The sequence below is a fragment of the Massilia sp. LXY-5 genome (assembly GCF_059801075.1).
The window spans coordinates 377,208-393,844 of the sequence record NZ_JBNNEH010000005.1; the positions used below are offsets into that span (position 1 = coordinate 377,208).

Annotated in this window: 14 protein-coding genes; 9 read left to right on the plus strand and 5 right to left on the minus strand. The window is 65.4% G+C overall.

The window, feature by feature from the left end:
• Window positions 1-2 precede the first annotated feature (2 nt).
• Entirely contained in the window at window positions 3-1,181 is a 1,179-nt protein-coding gene (locus tag ACI48I_RS16785; RefSeq protein ID WP_498574848.1) for an acetyl-CoA C-acyltransferase, read from the minus strand.
• Window positions 1,182-1,475: 294 nt separating this feature from the next.
• Here ACI48I_RS16785 and ACI48I_RS16790 point away from each other — a divergent pair, with 294 nt between their 5' ends.
• Window positions 1,476-3,176, plus strand: coding sequence for an MFS transporter (locus tag ACI48I_RS16790; protein ID WP_227496464.1), 1,701 nt, complete (start codon window positions 1,476-1,478; stop codon window positions 3,174-3,176).
• A gap of 58 nt (window positions 3,177-3,234) precedes the next feature.
• Here ACI48I_RS16790 and ACI48I_RS16795 read toward each other — a convergent pair whose 3' ends face one another.
• The 3 genes from ACI48I_RS16795 to ACI48I_RS16805 all read right to left on the minus strand — a co-directional run bounded on the left by ACI48I_RS16795 (window position 3,235) and on the right by ACI48I_RS16805 (window position 7,459).
• A complete protein-coding gene (locus ACI48I_RS16795) occupies window positions 3,235-3,858 on the minus strand; it encodes a helix-turn-helix transcriptional regulator (RefSeq protein WP_193685874.1) in 624 nt (207 codons plus the stop codon).
• Entirely contained in the window at window positions 3,855-5,099 is a 1,245-nt protein-coding gene (locus tag ACI48I_RS16800; RefSeq protein WP_498574849.1) for an MFS transporter, read from the minus strand. The genes ACI48I_RS16795 and ACI48I_RS16800 overlap by 4 nt, the downstream gene beginning before the upstream one ends.
• Before the next feature lie 272 nt (window positions 5,100-5,371).
• Window positions 5,372-7,459 (minus strand): 3-hydroxyacyl-CoA dehydrogenase NAD-binding domain-containing protein, encoded by a 2,088-nt coding sequence (locus ACI48I_RS16805; protein WP_498574850.1) that lies wholly within the window; start codon window positions 7,457-7,459, stop codon window positions 5,372-5,374.
• Between the two features lie 192 nt (window positions 7,460-7,651).
• Between ACI48I_RS16805 and ACI48I_RS16810 the strand changes: the two genes are divergently transcribed.
• From ACI48I_RS16810 to ACI48I_RS16820, 3 genes are all read left to right on the plus strand, one after another.
• The gene (locus ACI48I_RS16810; RefSeq protein WP_193685877.1) at window positions 7,652-8,410 is read left to right on the plus strand and encodes a hypothetical protein; all 759 of its coding nucleotides are present in this window, start codon (window positions 7,652-7,654) and stop codon (window positions 8,408-8,410) included.
• A gap of 120 nt (window positions 8,411-8,530) precedes the next feature.
• Complete coding sequence (locus ACI48I_RS16815) at window positions 8,531-9,127, plus strand: MEDS domain-containing protein (RefSeq protein WP_193685878.1); 597 nt, start codon at window positions 8,531-8,533, stop codon at window positions 9,125-9,127.
• Window positions 9,128-9,145: 18 nt separating this feature from the next.
• Window positions 9,146-10,972 carry a putative bifunctional diguanylate cyclase/phosphodiesterase gene (locus ACI48I_RS16820; RefSeq protein ID WP_498574851.1) on the plus strand — a complete coding sequence of 609 codons (1,827 nt, stop codon included), beginning with the start codon at window positions 9,146-9,148 and terminating at the stop codon, window positions 10,970-10,972.
• Window positions 10,973-11,008: 36 nt separating this feature from the next.
• Here the strand turns inward: ACI48I_RS16820 and ACI48I_RS16825 are convergent, their stop codons facing one another.
• Window positions 11,009-12,658, minus strand: a complete 1,650-nt coding sequence (locus tag ACI48I_RS16825) for a 3-(methylthio)propionyl-CoA ligase (RefSeq protein WP_498574852.1) — start codon at window positions 12,656-12,658, stop codon at window positions 11,009-11,011.
• A 266-nt stretch (window positions 12,659-12,924) separates the two neighbouring features.
• Here ACI48I_RS16825 and ACI48I_RS16830 point away from each other — a divergent pair, with 266 nt between their 5' ends.
• The 5 genes from ACI48I_RS16830 (at window position 12,925) to ACI48I_RS16850 (ending at window position 16,611) form a co-directional block, all read left to right on the plus strand.
• Window positions 12,925-14,349: a protein adenylyltransferase SelO gene (locus ACI48I_RS16830; RefSeq protein WP_193689069.1), complete on the plus strand. Its 1,425-nt coding sequence runs from the start codon at window positions 12,925-12,927 to the stop codon at window positions 14,347-14,349.
• 33 nt (window positions 14,350-14,382) lie between these two features.
• Window positions 14,383-14,778, plus strand: a complete 396-nt coding sequence (gene msrB / locus ACI48I_RS16835; RefSeq protein WP_193685881.1) for a peptide-methionine (R)-S-oxide reductase MsrB — start codon at window positions 14,383-14,385, stop codon at window positions 14,776-14,778.
• A gap of 13 nt (window positions 14,779-14,791) precedes the next feature.
• On the plus strand, window positions 14,792-15,424 hold the full coding sequence (locus tag ACI48I_RS16840; RefSeq protein WP_193685882.1) for a septation protein A: 633 nt from the start codon (window positions 14,792-14,794) through the stop codon (window positions 15,422-15,424).
• Entirely contained in the window at window positions 15,421-15,711 is a 291-nt protein-coding gene (locus ACI48I_RS16845; RefSeq protein WP_193685883.1) for a BolA family protein, read from the plus strand. The genes ACI48I_RS16840 and ACI48I_RS16845 overlap by 4 nt, the downstream gene beginning before the upstream one ends.
• A gap of 111 nt (window positions 15,712-15,822) precedes the next feature.
• The gene (locus ACI48I_RS16850; protein WP_193685884.1) at window positions 15,823-16,611 is read left to right on the plus strand and encodes a peptidylprolyl isomerase; all 789 of its coding nucleotides are present in this window, start codon (window positions 15,823-15,825) and stop codon (window positions 16,609-16,611) included.
• Window positions 16,612-16,637 lie beyond the last annotated feature (26 nt).

The window sequence follows — 16,637 nt, forward strand, 5'->3', positions numbered from 1 at the left end:
TTTTACAACACTTCGAACAGGCCGGCCGCGCCCTGGCCGCCGCCGATGCACATGGTCACCACGACATACCTGACGCCGCGGCGCTTGCCCTCGATCAGCGCGTGGCCGACCAGGCGTGCGCCGGAGACTCCGTACGGGTGGCCGACCGCGATCGCGCCGCCGTTCACGTTCAGGCGATCCATTGGAATGCCGAGCTTGTCGGCGCAGTACAGCACCTGCACGGCAAAGGCTTCGTTCAGTTCCCAGAGGCCGATGTCGGCTACCGTCAGGCCGGCCTTCTGCAGCAGTTTCGGCACCGCGAACACGGGGCCGATGCCCATCTCGTCCGGCTCGCAGCCGGCGACCGCAAAGCCGCGGAACACGCCCAGCGGCTGCAAACCTTTCGATTCGGCCATGGCGCGGCTCATCAGGATCGAGACCGAGGCGCCGTCCGAGAACTGGCTGGCGTTACCCGCCGTGATCACGCCGCCCGGCAGCGCGGTGCGGATCTTCGACACGCCTTCGATGGTCGTGTCGGCGCGGATGCCTTCGTCGGCCGCGATCGTCACTTCGCGCGTGAGCAGGCGGCCCGAGGCCTTGTCGGCCACGCCCATGACGGTCGTCATCGGCACGATCTCGGCGTCGAAGCGGCCGGCGGCCTGGGCGGCGGCGGCGCGCTGCTGGCTCTGCACGCCATAGGCATCCTGGCGTTCCTTCGGAATGCCGTAGCGCTTGGCGACGGTCTCGGCCGTCTGCAGCATGGGCCAGTAGATTTCCGGCTTGTGCGCGCGCAGCCACGGGTCCTGCAGCATGTGGGTATTCATTTCCTGCTGCACGCAGGAGATCGACTCGACGCCGCCGGCGGCGAAGATCTCGCCTTCGCCGGCGATGATGCGCTGGGCCGCCAGCGCGATCGTCTGCAGGCCCGAGGAGCAGAAGCGGTTGACCGTCATGCCCGGCACCGTGGTCGGGCAGCCGGCGCGCAGCGCGATCTGGCGCGCGATGTTGGCGCCGGTCGCGCCTTCCGGATTGGCACAGCCCATGATCACGTCCTCGACTTCGCCCGCCTGAATACCGGCGCGTTCGATGGCCGCGGCCAGCACGTGGCCGCCGAGGGTGGCTCCGTGGGTCATGTTGAAGGCGCCCTTCCACGACTTGGCCAGGCCCGTGCGGGCGGTCGATACGATCACTGCGTCTTGCATGCTGGTCTCCCTCATTGTTGGTGTTTGGACCAAATGAGAATAGCACAATTAAGTACGACCGTTCGCAAATCTTATGACCGGCCTCAAGCAGTTTTCGCGATCTTTCGGGAGGCGCCTGCTGTCCAACTAAAGAGATGAGTTGGCTCCGCCGCCCGCAACCGACCTCGTCAATAAACTGTAAGTTTCGGGTAAGTTTGGAGCAAGCATGACGTAAGTTTAACGGTCCACACTCCGAGCCAGCTGACACACACTCGGCTACATCCGACGCATTAAATTATTATACGGAGACAAAAAATGGCTATCACACCCGGCATGACCGCGGGCGGCAAGGCTGCACCAGCCGCCCAGGGGATGACCAAGGAAGAGCGCAAGGTCATCTTCGCTTCTTCCCTCGGCACCGTTTTCGAATGGTACGACTTCTACCTCTACGGCTCGCTTGCCGCCATCATCGGCAAACAGTTCTTCCTTGGCGATCCCACCACCTCGTTCATCTTCGCCCTGCTCACCTTCGCAGCCGGCTTCATCGTCCGTCCGTTCGGCGCCCTCGTGTTCGGCCGCCTGGGCGACATGATCGGCCGCAAATACACCTTCCTCGTCACCATCCTGATCATGGGCGGCTCGACCTTCATCGTCGGCCTGCTGCCGGGCTATGCGACGATCGGCATCGCGGCGCCGATCATCCTCGTCTCGCTGCGCATCCTGCAGGGCCTGGCCCTGGGCGGCGAATACGGCGGCGCGGCCACCTATGTCGCCGAGCACGCACCCGAAGGCAAGCGCGGCGCCTTCACCGCCTGGATCCAGACCACCGCGACCATGGGCCTGTTCCTGTCGCTGCTGGTCATCCTCGCCACCCGCACCGCTGTCGGCGAAACCGAATTCGCGGCCTGGGGCTGGCGCATTCCTTTCCTGGTCTCGGTCGCGCTGCTGGGCGTCTCCGTCTGGATCCGCCTGTCGATGAACGAATCGCCGGCCTTTGCCAAGATGAAGGCGGAAGGCAAGACCTCGAAGGCCCCGCTGTCGGAAGCCTTCCTGAACTGGAAGAACGCCAAGATCGTCATCCTGGCCCTGGTCGGCCTGACGATGGGCCAGGCCGTGGTCTGGTACACCGGCCAGTTCTACGCCCTGTTCTTCCTGACCCAGACCCTGAAGATCGACGGCCCGACCGCGAATATCCTGACCGCCATCGCGCTGCTGCTGGCGACGCCGTTCTTCATCTTCTTCGGCTCGCTGTCGGACAAGATCGGCCGCAAGTGGATCATCCTCGGCGGCTGCGTCATCGCCGCGGCGACCTACTTCCCGATCTTCAAGGCCATCACCCACTACGGCAACCCTGCCCTCGAACAGGCGATCGCCACCGCGCCGGTCACCGTCGTCGCCGACCCGGCCACCTGCCACTTCCAGGTCGACCCGACCGGCACCAAGAAATTCCCGTCCTCCTGCGACATCGCCACCCGCATGCTGACCAATGCGTCGGTGAACTACACCACCGTCCCCGCCCCGGCCGGCTCGGTCGCGCAGGTCAAGGTCGGCGACAAGGTGCTGCAGTCGTTCAACGCGACCATGACGCCGGATAACATCGACTTCGACAAGGACAGCAAGGCCCGCGAAGCCGCGCTGAAGAAAGAAGTGGCCGGCACCCTGAAGGCCGCCGGTTATCCCGAGAAGGCCGACCCGGCACGCGTCAACAAGCCGATGGTCGTGCTGCTGCTGTTCATCCTGGTGCTCTACGTGACCATGGTCTACGGCCCGATCGCGGCCATGCTGGTCGAGATGTTCCCGACCCGCATCCGCTACAGCTCGATGTCCCTGCCTTACCACATCGGTAACGGCTGGTTCGGCGGCCTGCTGCCGACCATCTCGTTCGCCCTGGTGGCCGCCAACGGCAATATCTACTATGGCCTCTGGTACCCGATCATCATCGCCCTCATCACCGTCGTGATCGGTGCGATCTTCGTTCGCGAAACCAAGGACAACAACATCTACGCCGCCGACTGAGCGCAAGCACGGCCGGAAACTGAAAATGCCGCTGGAGACAGCGGCATTTTTTTTGATCCTAGGCGCGTTCGCTCACCAGATAGGTACAGCGCCGCGCGCCCTCGAGCTGGTGCTCGATGCGCACGACGGCCGTCCCGGCACCGAGGACGCGGCGGAATACCTCGAGTTCCGAGCGGCAGAACTCCCCGCAGGCCCGGGCCGCGGTGCCGATGGGACAGTGGTTCTCGTGCAGGAGAACACTGCCGTCGACCCGCGGCTCGGTCTCGGCCATGTAGCCGTCGAGGGTGCGGGCCGCGGCCAGCGCCGCCACCCGCTGGTCGAGCGTCGCGGCGCCGGCCATCCGTTCGCGGTAGGCCAGCTCGCCGGCATGCGCGCGCACGGCAATCAGCTTTTCCAGGCCGCTTTCGCCGAACAGCGTGCGCACGTCCTGGATCAGGTCCAGCGTCAGTTCCGCATGCCGGTCGGGGAAGCGCGCATGGCCGCTGTCGGACAGCAGCCAGCGCCGCACCGGCCGCCCGACCTTGCCGGGGCTGTCCTGGAAGCGCACCAGCCCGTCCTCCACCGCCGCTTCCAGCTGGCGCCGCACGCCCATCGCCGTCAAGCCCATCAGTCCAGCCAGCGACTGGGCCGTTTGCGGACCACGCGTCTTGAGCAGCATCAGGATCTGGTCATAGGTGTTCATCGCAGCTCCCTTGTCGTGTCGGCGCGGATGCCGACCGCGCGCGCACTCCAGCTGCGCATCGCCAGTGCGGCGGCGACGGCCATGGCCCCGCCGACCACCAGCACGATGCGCGTATCGACCAGCGCCAGCAGCCCGCCCGCCAGCGCCATCACGATATTGGCCAGGCAAAAGGTCGTCGACAGCAGGCCCATGACCGCACCCTGGCCGTGGCTGGCGAACTGGTCGGCGGCCCAGCCCTGCACGGTCGCGTTGTAATAGACATGCGGCAACCCGAACAGCACGATCGCCGCCAGCCCGACGCCGAGGTTGCCGAAGCCGACCGCCAGGATGGCGAGCGCGGCCAGCCCGGCCTGGAGGCTGGCGCGGCGGCGCGGGTCCGCCGTGCTGGCGCGGCCGGCGAACAGCGCGGCAAACGTCATCAGCGCGCACATGCCCATGTTGACGAAGGCGATCTGGCGCACGTCGTAGCCGCCGACGTCGACCAGCCACAGCGGAAAGAATTCGTAGAAGGCGGCCACGCCGCAGGCATAGGCGAAGTGCACCGAAAAGAGCGTGCGCAGCGGCGGCTGGCGCAGCAGGGTGAAGGCATGGCGTTCGCGCGCCACCGACCACCAGCGCTGCCCCAGCGTCGGGCCTGCCGCTTCGCGCTCCAGCGCCATCGCAACGAGGGCGGCGCCCAGCAGCAAGGCGCCGGCGGCAATCGAAAACGGCAGCGTGATCGAGAAGCCGACCGTCAAACCGGCGAGCAGCGGGCCGAACAGCCAGCCGAGGTGGAAAGCGCCGTTCAGCCAGGACAACGCATGGTTGCGCAGCCCGCCCGTCAGCCTTTCCGCCAGCATGGCACGCATGATCGCCCCGTTCCCCTCGAGCAGGCCGGTGGCGAAGCGAGCCAGCAGGAACAGCGGGAAGGATTCGGTGACGAGGGCCGCGGCCGTGAGCGCATGACCGACGGCGCCGCCGATGGCCGTCGTCAACAGGATGCGGCGGCGCCCGAAGCGGTCCGAGACCGCGCCCAGCACCGCGCTGCCGATCAGGAGACCGAGCGGATTGACCATCAGGGCGATCCCCAGCAGCAGTTTCGGCGGCAGGCCAAGGAAGGACGTCAGCGCGCTCCCGGTGTCGTTGCCGAACAGCGGCGCCAGGATCGGGTAAGGCAGCGAGGCGCCCGTCGTCGACAGCAGCCCGAGCAGGCAGGCGCTCGCGATCAGCAAGGCGTTTTTCGTAGGCGCAGGAGAGCTCATGCGCCCATTCTGGCCCTGGCTCGACAATAAGTAAACGAAAACGTTTATTTATTCACCAACGAGGCCGCCACCTGCGTCGAACATGGCTGCGACTGCGACGAATGTTCCCGAAACGAAAAGGCGCTGTTCGCGTTAAGTGTGGAAAATGTCGAGCTCCACTCGTCCTGCGGACCACGGCCGTTCACAGCGATCCCACACTTAACGAGAACAGCGCCAACGAAAAACGCCGCTGGAATCCAGCGGCGTTTCGGGTCGACGAGCAGCCGGCAGGCTTAGTCGTTAAAGCCCTTGCCCTCACCCGCCAGGCGTTCCAGCAGCGGCGCCGGCGTCCAGGCGTCGCCGTGGCGGCCGCGCGCGAATTTGCGCATGGTCTCGAGCACGTTCGGCAAGCCGACCGTGTCCGCGTACAACATCGGGCCGCCGCGGTAGAGCGGGAAGCCGTAGCCGGTCAGGTAGACCATGTCGATGTCCGACGCCCGCAGGGCAATGCCCTCTTCCAGGATCTTCGCGCCTTCGTTGACCAGGGCGAACACGAGGCGCTGGACGATCTCTTCGTCCGATACCTGGCGCCGTTCGCCGCCCGCCGCCTGCACCTGCGCCATGATCAGTTCGTTGACGACTGGCGAAGGATAGGCCGTGCGATCACCCGCCTTGTAGTCGTACCAGCCGGCGCCGGTCTTCTGGCCGAAGCGGCCCTGTTCGCACAGCAGGTCCGGCACCTTCGAGTATTCCAGGTCCGGCTGCTCGATGTAGCGGCGCTTGCGGATGTACCAGCCGATGTCGTTGCCGGCCAGGTCGCTCATGCGGAAGGGCCCCATGGCGAAGCCGAAGCGTTCGATCGCCTTGTCGACCTGTTCCGGCAGCACGCCTTCCTCCAGCAGGAAGAAGGCCTGGCGCAGGTATTGTTCCAGCATGCGGTTGCCGATGAAGCCGTCGCACACGCCCGAGACCACGCCCGTCTTCTTGATTTTCTTCGACAGCGCCAGCGCGGTGGCCAGCACGTCCTTGCCGGTCTCCTTGCCGCGCACGATTTCCAGCAGCTTCATCACGTTCGCCGGGCTGAAGAAGTGCAGGCCGATCACGTCCTGCGGGCGACTGGTAAAGGCCGCGATCTTGTCGAGGTCCAGGGTCGAGGTGTTCGAGGCCAGGATCGCGCCCGGCTTCATGGTCGCGTCCAGCTGGCGGAACACGGTTTCCTTGACGTTCAGGTCCTCGAACACGGCTTCGATCACGATGTCGGCCTGGGCAATGTCCTCATACGACAGGCTGCCAGTGATCAGGCCGATGCGCTGCCCGGCCTTTTCCGGGGTCAGCTTGCCCTTCTTGACGGTGTTCTCGTAGTTCTTGCGGATGGTGGCGAGACCCTTGTCGAGCGCTTCCTGCTTCGTTTCCAGGATCGTCACCGGAATGCCGGCGTTGGCGAAGTTCATGGCGATGCCGCCGCCCATGGTGCCGGCGCCGATCACGGCCGCCTTCGCGATGGAGCGGGTCGGGGTGTCGGCGGGCACGTCCGGCACCTTGCTCGCCGCGCGCTCGGCGAAGAAGGCGTGGCGCAGGGCTTTCGATTCCGTGGTCTGGGCCAGCGCCAGGAAACGGTCGCGCTCGTACTTCAGGCCATCCTCGAATTTCATGGTCACGCTCGCCGCCACGCATTCGACGCATTCGAGCGGGGCCGGGAAGGCGCCGGCCATGGCTTTGACGGTATTGCGCGAAAATTGCAGGAAGGCTTCGTGGTTCGGATAGTCCACCTTCAGGTTGCGCACCTTCGGCAGCGGACGGGTGTCGGCGATGCCGTTGGCAAATTCGACGGCGGAGGCAACCAGGTCGGCGCCTTCGGCAAACACCTTGTCGAACAGTTTGGTCTCGGCCAGCTTCTCCGACAGCACCGGGTTGCCGGAGACGATCATGTTCAGGCCCTGCTCGAGGCCGACCACGCGCGGCAGGCGCTGGGTGCCGCCGGCGCCCGGCACCAGGCCGATCTTCACTTCCGGCAGGCCGATCTGGGCGCCGGGACTGGCGACGCGGTAGTGGCAGCCGAGCGAGAGCTCGAGGCCGCCGCCCATGCAGACGCCGTGGATGGCCGCAATGACGGGTTTGCTCAGGTTTTCGGCGGTAGCGATCAGGGTGTGCAGGGTCGGCTCGGTCAGCGCTTTCGGGGAATTGAACTCGCGGATGTCCGCGCCACCCGAGAAGACCTTGCCGGCGCCCGTGATCACGACGGCCTTGATCGCCGCGTCGCTTTCCGCGCGGCGCAGCGCCTCGACGGCCGCGCTACGCGTCGCCATGCCGAGGCCGTTGACTGGGGGATTGTTCAGGGTAATGACGGCAACGCTGCCATGCACGACGTAATCTGCACTCATGTCTCTTCCTTTTGTAATAGATGAACCCGTTGGTTGAACCGGCACTTTTAACTATAACGCAAAAAAGTACGGTCGTCTTATTTCTTCGGGCCCGATCGCGCTCTTTTTTACGCGCTTTTTTTGCTGTGTCAGAATGCGACCCGCAAGCCGCCTGCGCAGACCTGCCGCCGGCGGCCGACTTCGGAGAACACGATGGAAAAACTGATCGCGCAACTGCTGCGCCTGTACCTGGTCCCCGGCCAGCTCGCCCCGGAACTCCTGCGGCAACACCTGCTGGGACAAGTCACGCTCCCGCTGTCCCTGCCTGCCGGCGGCGAGACGCGCGCCCTCATCCTCGATTTCGACAAGGCGAAGGGCGACGCGGACGGGGACCACTGGACGCGCCTGTGCGCAGTCGCCCAGGCCCTGCAGGCGGATTACGGTTTCCCGGCGCCGGGCGTGAGCATTTCCGCCGATGCCGGTTTTCGCCTGTGGCTGTCATTCGAGGTCCCGGTGCCGGCGGCCGAGGCCCAGCGCTTCCTGGAGCAGCTGCGCGACACCGCCTTTCCCGAACTGGCCGTCGCGCCCGATGCCGTCGACCGTCCGGTCGCCCTGCCGCCCTGCCTGGACCCGGCGTCCGGCCGCTGGTCCGCCTTCATCCACCCCGGCATGGGCGCCTCCTTCGCCGACGAGCCGGGACTGGAGATGGCGCCGCCGCCGCTGGCCCAGGCCGCTTTCCTGGAACAGCTCGAGACCATCGGCGCCGACCAGTTCAACGCTGCCCTCTGGTCCCTGCAGCCGGCGCCCGTTGGCGCGCCGCTTGCGCCGAGCGAGCCGGCCGCGCAGGCTGCAAGCGCCCCAGGCGAACTCCTGCTGCGCGACGCTACCCTCGAAGACATCGTGCGCCACCTGCATGCGCGCAATATCGAGCCGACCTTCCGCCACCTGATTCCCGCTCACAGTCCTCGCTGAGCCAGTCCGGGAGCGGCGTTCGGGCCACAGGTCCGGACGCCGTGCGGCGCGCCCCTCCCTGCGGGTGTATCCTTGTCGCATGGAGCGCCTCCATGGGCTCGCCACTACAAGGAGCACCACATGGCGGAGGCGAAACGGCATGTTTGTCTCGGGTTCACGGAAGAGCTTTATCCGGAGGGGACCCATATCTGCTACCTGTACAACAGCGACGAGGAGCGCAGGCGCATCCTGCCCCAGTTTGCGCGCCAGGCCCTGCTCCAGAACGAAGCCTTCGGCTACCTGGCCGACGTGCCCACGCGCGCAGACCTGCCGGAGGCCATGGCGCGGCTCGACCTGGCCGGGGCGCTGACGGGCTCGCCATCCCAGGTCGAACTGGCGACCTCGATGGAAGGCTATTATCCCGGCGGCAGCTTCGACCCCGAGGGGATGCTGGCCCGTTTGCGCAATAAATACGTCGCCTCGCTGGCCGCCGGCCTGGCCGGGGCGCGTGTCGCCGGCGAAATGGACTGGGCGCTGCGCGGGGTGCCCGGCACCGACCGCATCATCGAATGCGAGTCGCGCATCAACGAGCTGGTCAAGGAAGCACCGATCACCGTAATGTGCCAGTACGACCTGCGCAAATTCGACGGCGCCATGATGTTCGACGTCATGAATGTCCATCCGGTCATGATCGTCGGCGGCCATATCCTGCGCAATCCCTTCTACAGCCAGATCTGAGCCGATGGATACGAGTCGATGGAAGCGCAGCTGAAGGCAGGCGCCAACGAACCCAGCGCCGAGGGGCTGGGGCGCCTGCTGGTCATCCAGCAGGCCGTCGACGCCATTCCCGACGAGCTGCGCATGGCCGACTTCGTGCGCCGCGCCCTCACGGGCCTGCCCGGTATCGCCGATGTCTTCCTGCATATCGAGGGCGTCACCTTCCCGGAGCCCGAGCTGGCGGCGCTGATCCAGCGCTGCCGCACCGAGATACCGGAAGACCCCACCCAGAACACGCAGCGCCAGCTCGAAGCCGGCATCCAGTGTTTCCCGATGGATTCACCGGGCCAGCACCTGGGCTGCCTGGTCATCTATGTCGCGGACGAGCCCGCGCTGCGTCCCTATCTCCCGTTTCTGAGCAATATCTCGAGCGCCATCCACCGCATCATCGTGGGACGCCGCGACCAGGCCCGCCTGGCCCAGCTGAACGAGGAGTTGCGGGCCGCGCGCGACCACCTCGAAATGCGCGTGGCCGAGCGCACCCGCGAACTCGAATACCGCGCCACCCACGACCCGGTCACAGGGCTGGCCAACCGCGCGCTGCTGATCGACCGCCTGCGCAACGCCATCTCGAACGCCGCGCGCGACGGCAACATGGTGGCGGTCGTCTACCTCGACCTCGACAGCTTTTCCTTCATGAATACCGGATTCGGAAACGACTGCGGCGACGCCTTCCTGTGCGAGACGGCGCGCCGCCTGTGCCGCCTGGTGCGCGAGAGCGACACGGTGGCACGCATCGGCTCGGATGAATTCGTGATCCTGCTCGCCGGGCTCGAGAACGTCGAACGCAGCAGCGTGCGCCTGTCCGCCATGCTGGCCGCGGTGCGCGAACCGATGCCGCTGGCCGGCAAGGACGTGGTGGTCACGGCCAGCATCGGCGCCTGCGTCTACCCGCTCGACGGCGCCGATGCCGAACTCCTGCTGCGGCGCGCCAACACGGCGATGCACCGCGCCAAGGCCTCCGGCAAGGACAATATCCAGTTCTACGCCAGCACCCGCGACGCCGCCGTGGCCGAACGCATGGAGCTGGAAACGGAACTGCGGCGGGCGATCCCGGCCGGCGAGCTGGTCGTGTACTACCAGCCCAAGCTCGACGTCGACACCAATACCTTCATCGGCGCGGAAGCCCTGGTGCGCTGGCAGCACCCGAAACGCGGACTGCTGCAGCCGGGTCAGTTCGTCCCGATCGCGGAAGACTCCTCATTGATCGTCGCGCTGGGCGAATACGTGCTGCGCCAGGCCTGCCTGCAGGCGCGCCTGTGGCAGGAGGCTGGCCTCGGCGGCAGGACGGTCGCGGTGAATGTCGCGGCGCGCCAGCTGCGCGACGGGCGGCTGGTCGAGGCGGTCAAGGAAGTGCTGCGCGACACCGGCCTGGCGCCTGCCTGCCTCGAGCTGGAAATCACCGAGAGCTCGATCATGCACGACCTCGACCATGCGACGGCGCTGCTGCACGAACTGAAGGGACTAGGCGTGTCGATTTCGATCGACGATTTCGGTACCGGCTATTCCAGCCTGAGCGCGCTGCGCAATTTCCCCGCCGACAAGCTCAAAATCGACCGCTCCTTCGTGCACGAGATCGAAACCGTGCCCAGCGCGGCGGCGGTGGCGCTGGCCGTGATTTCCTTTGCGCGCACGCTCGGCATGCGCGTCAACGCCGAGGGCGTGGAAACGCTCGGCCAGGCCCAGTGCCTGAGGAAACACCACTGCGACGAGATCCAGGGTTTCCTGCTGGCCCGTCCGGTGCCGGCGGACGAGGTGCAGGCGCAGTTCAGGCAGCCGGGGCTGGCAAGCTGGGACGCTTCGTAGGGTGGGCGGGTTCCCCGCCCACCCTACGGTCCCAGGTCAGGCCGTCGGCAGCTTGTGTTCCCGGTACTGCTCGCGCAGCCGGTTCTTCTGGATCTTGCCGGTGGCGCCGGTCGGCAGGGCTTCGGTGAAGACGACATCGTCCGGCAGCCACCATTTCGCGATCTTGCCCTCGAAGAAGGCCAGCAATTCCTCGCGGGTCACGTCCATGCCCGGGCGCTTGACGACCACCAGCATCGGCCGCTCGTCCCATTTCGGGTGGGCCACGCCGATGCAGGCCGCCTGCAGCACGGCCGGGTGCGCCATCGCGATGTTTTCCAGGTCGATGCTGCCGATCCATTCGCCGCCGGACTTGATCACGTCCTTGCTGCGGTCGGTGATCTGCATGTAGCCGTCGCCGTCGATGGTCGCCACGTCGCCGGTCGGGAACCAGCCGTCGACCAGCACCTCGCCGCCCTCGTCCTTGAAATAGCGCTCGATGATCCACGGCCCTTTCACGTACAGGTGGCCATAGGTCTCTCCATCCCAGGGCAACTCTTTCCCCTCGTCGTCCACGATCTTCATGTCGACGCCGAAGATCGCGTGGCCCTGCTTCTGCAGGATCTTGCGCTGTTCTTCCTTCGGCAGGCTCAGGTGTTTCACCTGCAGGCCGCCGGTGGTACCCAGCGGCGACATCTCGGTCATGCCCCAGCCGTGGATGACGTGGACATCGAGCTTGTCGATCAGGGTGTCCATCATGGCCGGCGGGCAGGCCGAGCCGCCGATGACGGTCCTGCGGAAGGTCGAGAATTGCAGCTTGTTCTGGATCGCATGGTTGATCAGGCCCAGCCAGACCGTCGGCACGCCCGCCGAGAAGGTGACTCCCTCGGCTTCGAACAGCTCGTACAGCGACTTGCCGTCCAGCGCCGCGCCCGGGAACACCATCTTGGCGCCCGACAGCGGCACCGAATATGGCAGGCCCCAGGCGTTCACGTGGAACATCGGCACCACCGGCACCACCGAGTCCATGGACGAGACGTTGAGCGCGCCCGGCATGCTCGAGGCGTAGGCGTGCAGCAGGGTCGAGCGGTGCGAATACAGCGCGCCCTTCGGATTGCCCGTCGTGCCGGAGGTATAGCAGAGCGAGGCCGCGGAGTTCTCGTCGAACAGGGGCCAGGCGTAGTCGTCGCTGGACGATGCGATCAGGTCCTCGTAGCACAGCAGGCTGGCGATCTTCGTTTCCTGGGGCATGTGCGCGCGGTCGCTCATCAGCACAAAAGCCTTGACCGTCCTGCAGTGCGGCGCGACGGCTTCGATCAGCGGCAGGAAGCTCAGGTCGAAGAACAGGTACTGGTCTTCGGCGTGGTTGACGATGTAGGCGATCTGCTCCGGATGCAGGCGCGGATTGACCGTGTGCAGCACGGCGCCCGACCCCGAGACGGCGTAATACAGCTCCATGTGGCGGTAGCCGTTCCAGGCCAGGGTGGCGACCCGGTCGCCGATCTGCACGCCGAGTCCCTCGAGTGCCTTCGCCATGCGGCGCGCACGCTCCTCGCATTCGCGGTAGGTGTAGCGGTGCATGTCGCCCTCGACGCGGCGCGACACGATTTCGTTGTTGCCGTAATGGCGAGCGGCGAATTCGATGATGCTGGAAATGAGCAGGGGCTGGCTCATCATCTGGCCCATGAGCGGGCTCTTCGGATAGGACATGTGCAGGGTCTCCTGTGGTCGGAATACTAACTCTCGGTCGAGTGTGAGTCGGGCCGGCTCACCCCGTCAAGACGTTTCGATGCTGCGCCGCAGCACGACCGTGCTTTTCCGTTACGGGATGTAAGCGATCTTGCAAGCGAGGCGTGCGCCGATAGAATCGGCCCGGTACGGTAGAATCGCGCCATCGCCCCACCATTTGTACTGGAGTTGCCATTACGCCCGATGACCTGCAATTGACGAACGGCTTCGCCGCGCTGCCGCCGGCGATGTATACCCGCCTGATGCCGACGCCCCTGCCCGCGCCGTATTTTGTTGCGGCCAGCGGCCCTGCCGCGGCCCTGGTCGGGCTCGACGTCGAAGCGCTGGCGCAGGAAGCCTTCGTGGCCGCCTTCACCGGCAACACGCTGCTGCCCGGCTCCGAGCCGCTCGCGGCCGTCTATTCGGGCCACCAGTTCGGCGTCTGGGCCGGCCAGCTCGGCGACGGGCGCGCCATCCTGCTTGGCGAGCTCGACGGCCCGGAAGGCCGCATGGAACTGCAGCTGAAAGGTGCCGGCAAGACCCCGTATTCGCGCATGGGCGACGGGCGCGCCGTGCTGCGTTCCTCGATCCGCGAATTCCTCTGCTCCGAAGCGATGGCCGCGCTCGGCATCCCGACCACGCGCGCCCTGGTCGTGACCGGCTCGAACCAGCGCGTGATGCGCGAGAACATCGAGACCGCCGCGGTCGTCACCCGCATGGCGCCTTCTTTTGTCCGCTTCGGCTCCTTCGAGCACTGGCATTACCGCGACAAGCCGGAGGAACTGAAAACTTTGGCCGACTACGTGATCGACGGTTTCTATCCGGACCTGCGCGGCGCGGCGAACCCGTACAAGGAGCTGCTGGCCGAAGTCACGCGCCGTACGGCGCGCATGATCGCGCATTGGCAGTCGGTCGGCTTCATGCATGGCGTGATGAACACCGACAATATGTCGATCCTCGGCCTGACGCTCGACTACGGCCCCTTCGGCTTCATGGAAGCCTTCGACGTCAACCACATCTGCAACCATACCGACCAGGGCGGGCGCTATTCGTATGCGAACCAGGTGGCGATCGGCCACTGGAACTGCTATGCGCTGGGGAACGCCCTGCTGCCCCTGATCGGCACCGTGGACGAGGCCCAGGAAGCGCTCGACGTCTACATGCCGGCCTTCGAGGCGAAGCTGGACGAATTGCTGCATGCGAAACTGGGACTGACCACCGTGCTTGACGGCGACCGCGCCCTGTTCGACAGCCTGTTTACCATCATGCAGGCCAGCCATGTCGACTTCACGCTGCTGTTCCGGCAGCTCGGCGACTTGCAGGCCGATGCGCCGAAGGACCAGCCCGAACTGCACGACGCCCCGCTGCGCGACCTCTTCATCGACCGTGCGGCCTTCGACGAGTGGGCCCTGCGCTACCGCGAACGCCTGCGCGCCGAATCCAGCGTCGACGCCGAGCGCCGCGCCGCGATGAACCGCGTCAACCCGAAGTACGTCCTGCGAAACTATCTGGCCCAGCAGGCGATCGAACAGGCACAGAATGGCGATTATGCCGGCGTGCGCGATCTGCTCGCCGTGCTCGAGCACCCCTTCGACGAGCAGCCTGGCAAGGAACACTTCGCCGCGCTGCCGCCGGACTGGGCGGCCCACCTCGAGGTAAGCTGCTCGTCCTGATTTGAAGCATTGATTTACGAACGAAAGAATGTCATGACCGATAAAGTAACGAAGACCGACGCCGAGTGGCGTGCCCAGCTCGACCCGATGGAGTACCAGGTGACGCGCCACGCGGCCACCGAACGCGCCTTCACCGGCAAGTATTGGGATCACCATGAGCACGGCATCTACTACTGCGTGTGCTGCAATACGCCGCTGTTCGAATCCGATGCCAAGTTCGAGTCCGGCTGCGGCTGGCCCAGCTATTTCAAGGCGCTCGATCCCGCCAACGTGATCGAAAAGACCGACCGCACCCACGGCATGGTGCGTACCGAAATCATCTGCGCCGTGTGCGACGCCCACCTCGGCCACGTCTTCCCGGACGGCCCGCCGCCGACCGGTCTTCGCTATTGCATCAATTCGGCCGCTTTGCGGTTTGAAGAAATCTGAGTATCCGAATCACATGAAATTCCTGTTCGATTTTTTCCCGCTGGTCCTGTTCTTTGCCGTCTACAAGATCGGCAACGGCAATGAAGCGGCCGCGCTGGCCATCGCCGACCAATACCTGGGCGGCATGGTTTCCGGCGGCAAGATCCTGGCAGGGCAGGCGCCGACCATGCTCGCCACCGTCGTCGCCATCATCGCCACCGTGCTGCAGGTAGGCTACCTGCTGGCGCGCCGGCGCAAGGTGGACGGCATGCTGTGGGTGTCGCTGTTCGTGATCGTCGTCTTCGGCGGCGCGACCATCTACCTGCACGACGAAACCTTTATCAAGTGGAAGCCGACCATCCTGTACTGGGTATTCGCCGCCGCCCTCCTGATCAGCCAGGTCTTCTTCGGCAAGAACCTGATGCGCAAGGCCATGGAAGAAGCGCTGCCGCTGCCGGACGCGCTCTGGCCGCGCGTCGGCTACAGCTGGGTCATCTTCCTGTTCTTCCTCGGCGCATTGAACTTGTTGATGGCCTTCGTGGTCTTTCGTAACAACACGGCGGCCTGGGTCAATTTCAAGGTCTTCGGCATGACCGCCATTTTCTTCCTGTTCACCGTCGCCCAGTCGATGCTGCTCATGAAGCACATCCCGCAGGAGGAAGCATGAGTCTGGACAACAAGGTCGACCACCGTGTCGAACGCATTCGCGAAGCACTGGAAGCGGCGCTCAAGCCCAGCCTGCTCGAGGTCGGCGACGACTCGCACCTGCATGCCGGCCATGCCGGCGCAGCCTCGGGCGGCGGCCATTACAGCGTGAAAATCGTCTCGGAACGCTTCGATGGACTGAGACTCGTCATGCGCCATCGACTGGTGTATGATGCCGTGGCCGAAATGATGCGGGCCGAGATCCACGCGCTCGCCATCACGGCCCTGGCGCCCTCTGAATCGGACTGAGGCCGGTTCAGGATCGCTTAAGTATTTAGACGCACAATCACGATTGAACTGCTCTGCAAAAAGAACTAAACCAATCTCGTCCAAGCAACTCCCTCCACAGGATATTCAATAATGACCGCTAAGCCAGCACGCCTGCTGTTCGCCTTGATCGCTGCCGCCACCCTCGCAGCACCCGCCTTCGCCCAGAACCTCGCCGTCGTGAACGGCAAGGCCATTCCGACCTCGCGCGTCGACGCGATCGTCAAGCAGGTCGTCGCCCAGGGCCAGGGCCAGGATTCGCCGCAGCTGCGCGAAGCGATCAAGAAAGACCTGATCGCACGCGAAGTGCTGATGCAGGAAGCGATCAAGCAAGGCTACGACAAGAAGCCGGACGTCAAGCAGGCCCTCGACAGCGCCCGCCAGGCCATCGTCGTGAACCAGCTGGCGCGCGACTACATTGCCAAGAACCCCGTCACCGATGCCGAGATCAAGGCCGAGTACGACCGCTTCGCCAAGACCCAGTCCGGCGAGAAGGAATACCACCTGCGCCACATCCTGACCACGACCGAAGACGAAGCGAAAGCCGTCATCGCCAAGCTCAAGGGCGGCGCCAAGTTCGAAGACCTGGCCAAGCAGAGCAAGGACACCGGTTCGGCTGCCAATGGCGGCGACCTCGACTGGGCTGCCCCTTCGGCCTTCCCGCCCGAGTTCGCAGCCGGCTTCACCAAGCTGAACAAAGGCCAGGTCACCGAGACCCCGGTCAAGACCGGCGCCGGCTTCCACGTCATCAAGGTCGACGACGTGCGCGCGGTGAAAGTGCCTGCCATGGACGAGATCAAATCGCAGATCGCGGAAAGCCTGACCCAGACCAAACTGGCGGCTTACCAAGAGGAAATGGTCAAGAAGGCAAAGGTGCAGTAATATGTTTGCCACCGGCGCCGTCGCAG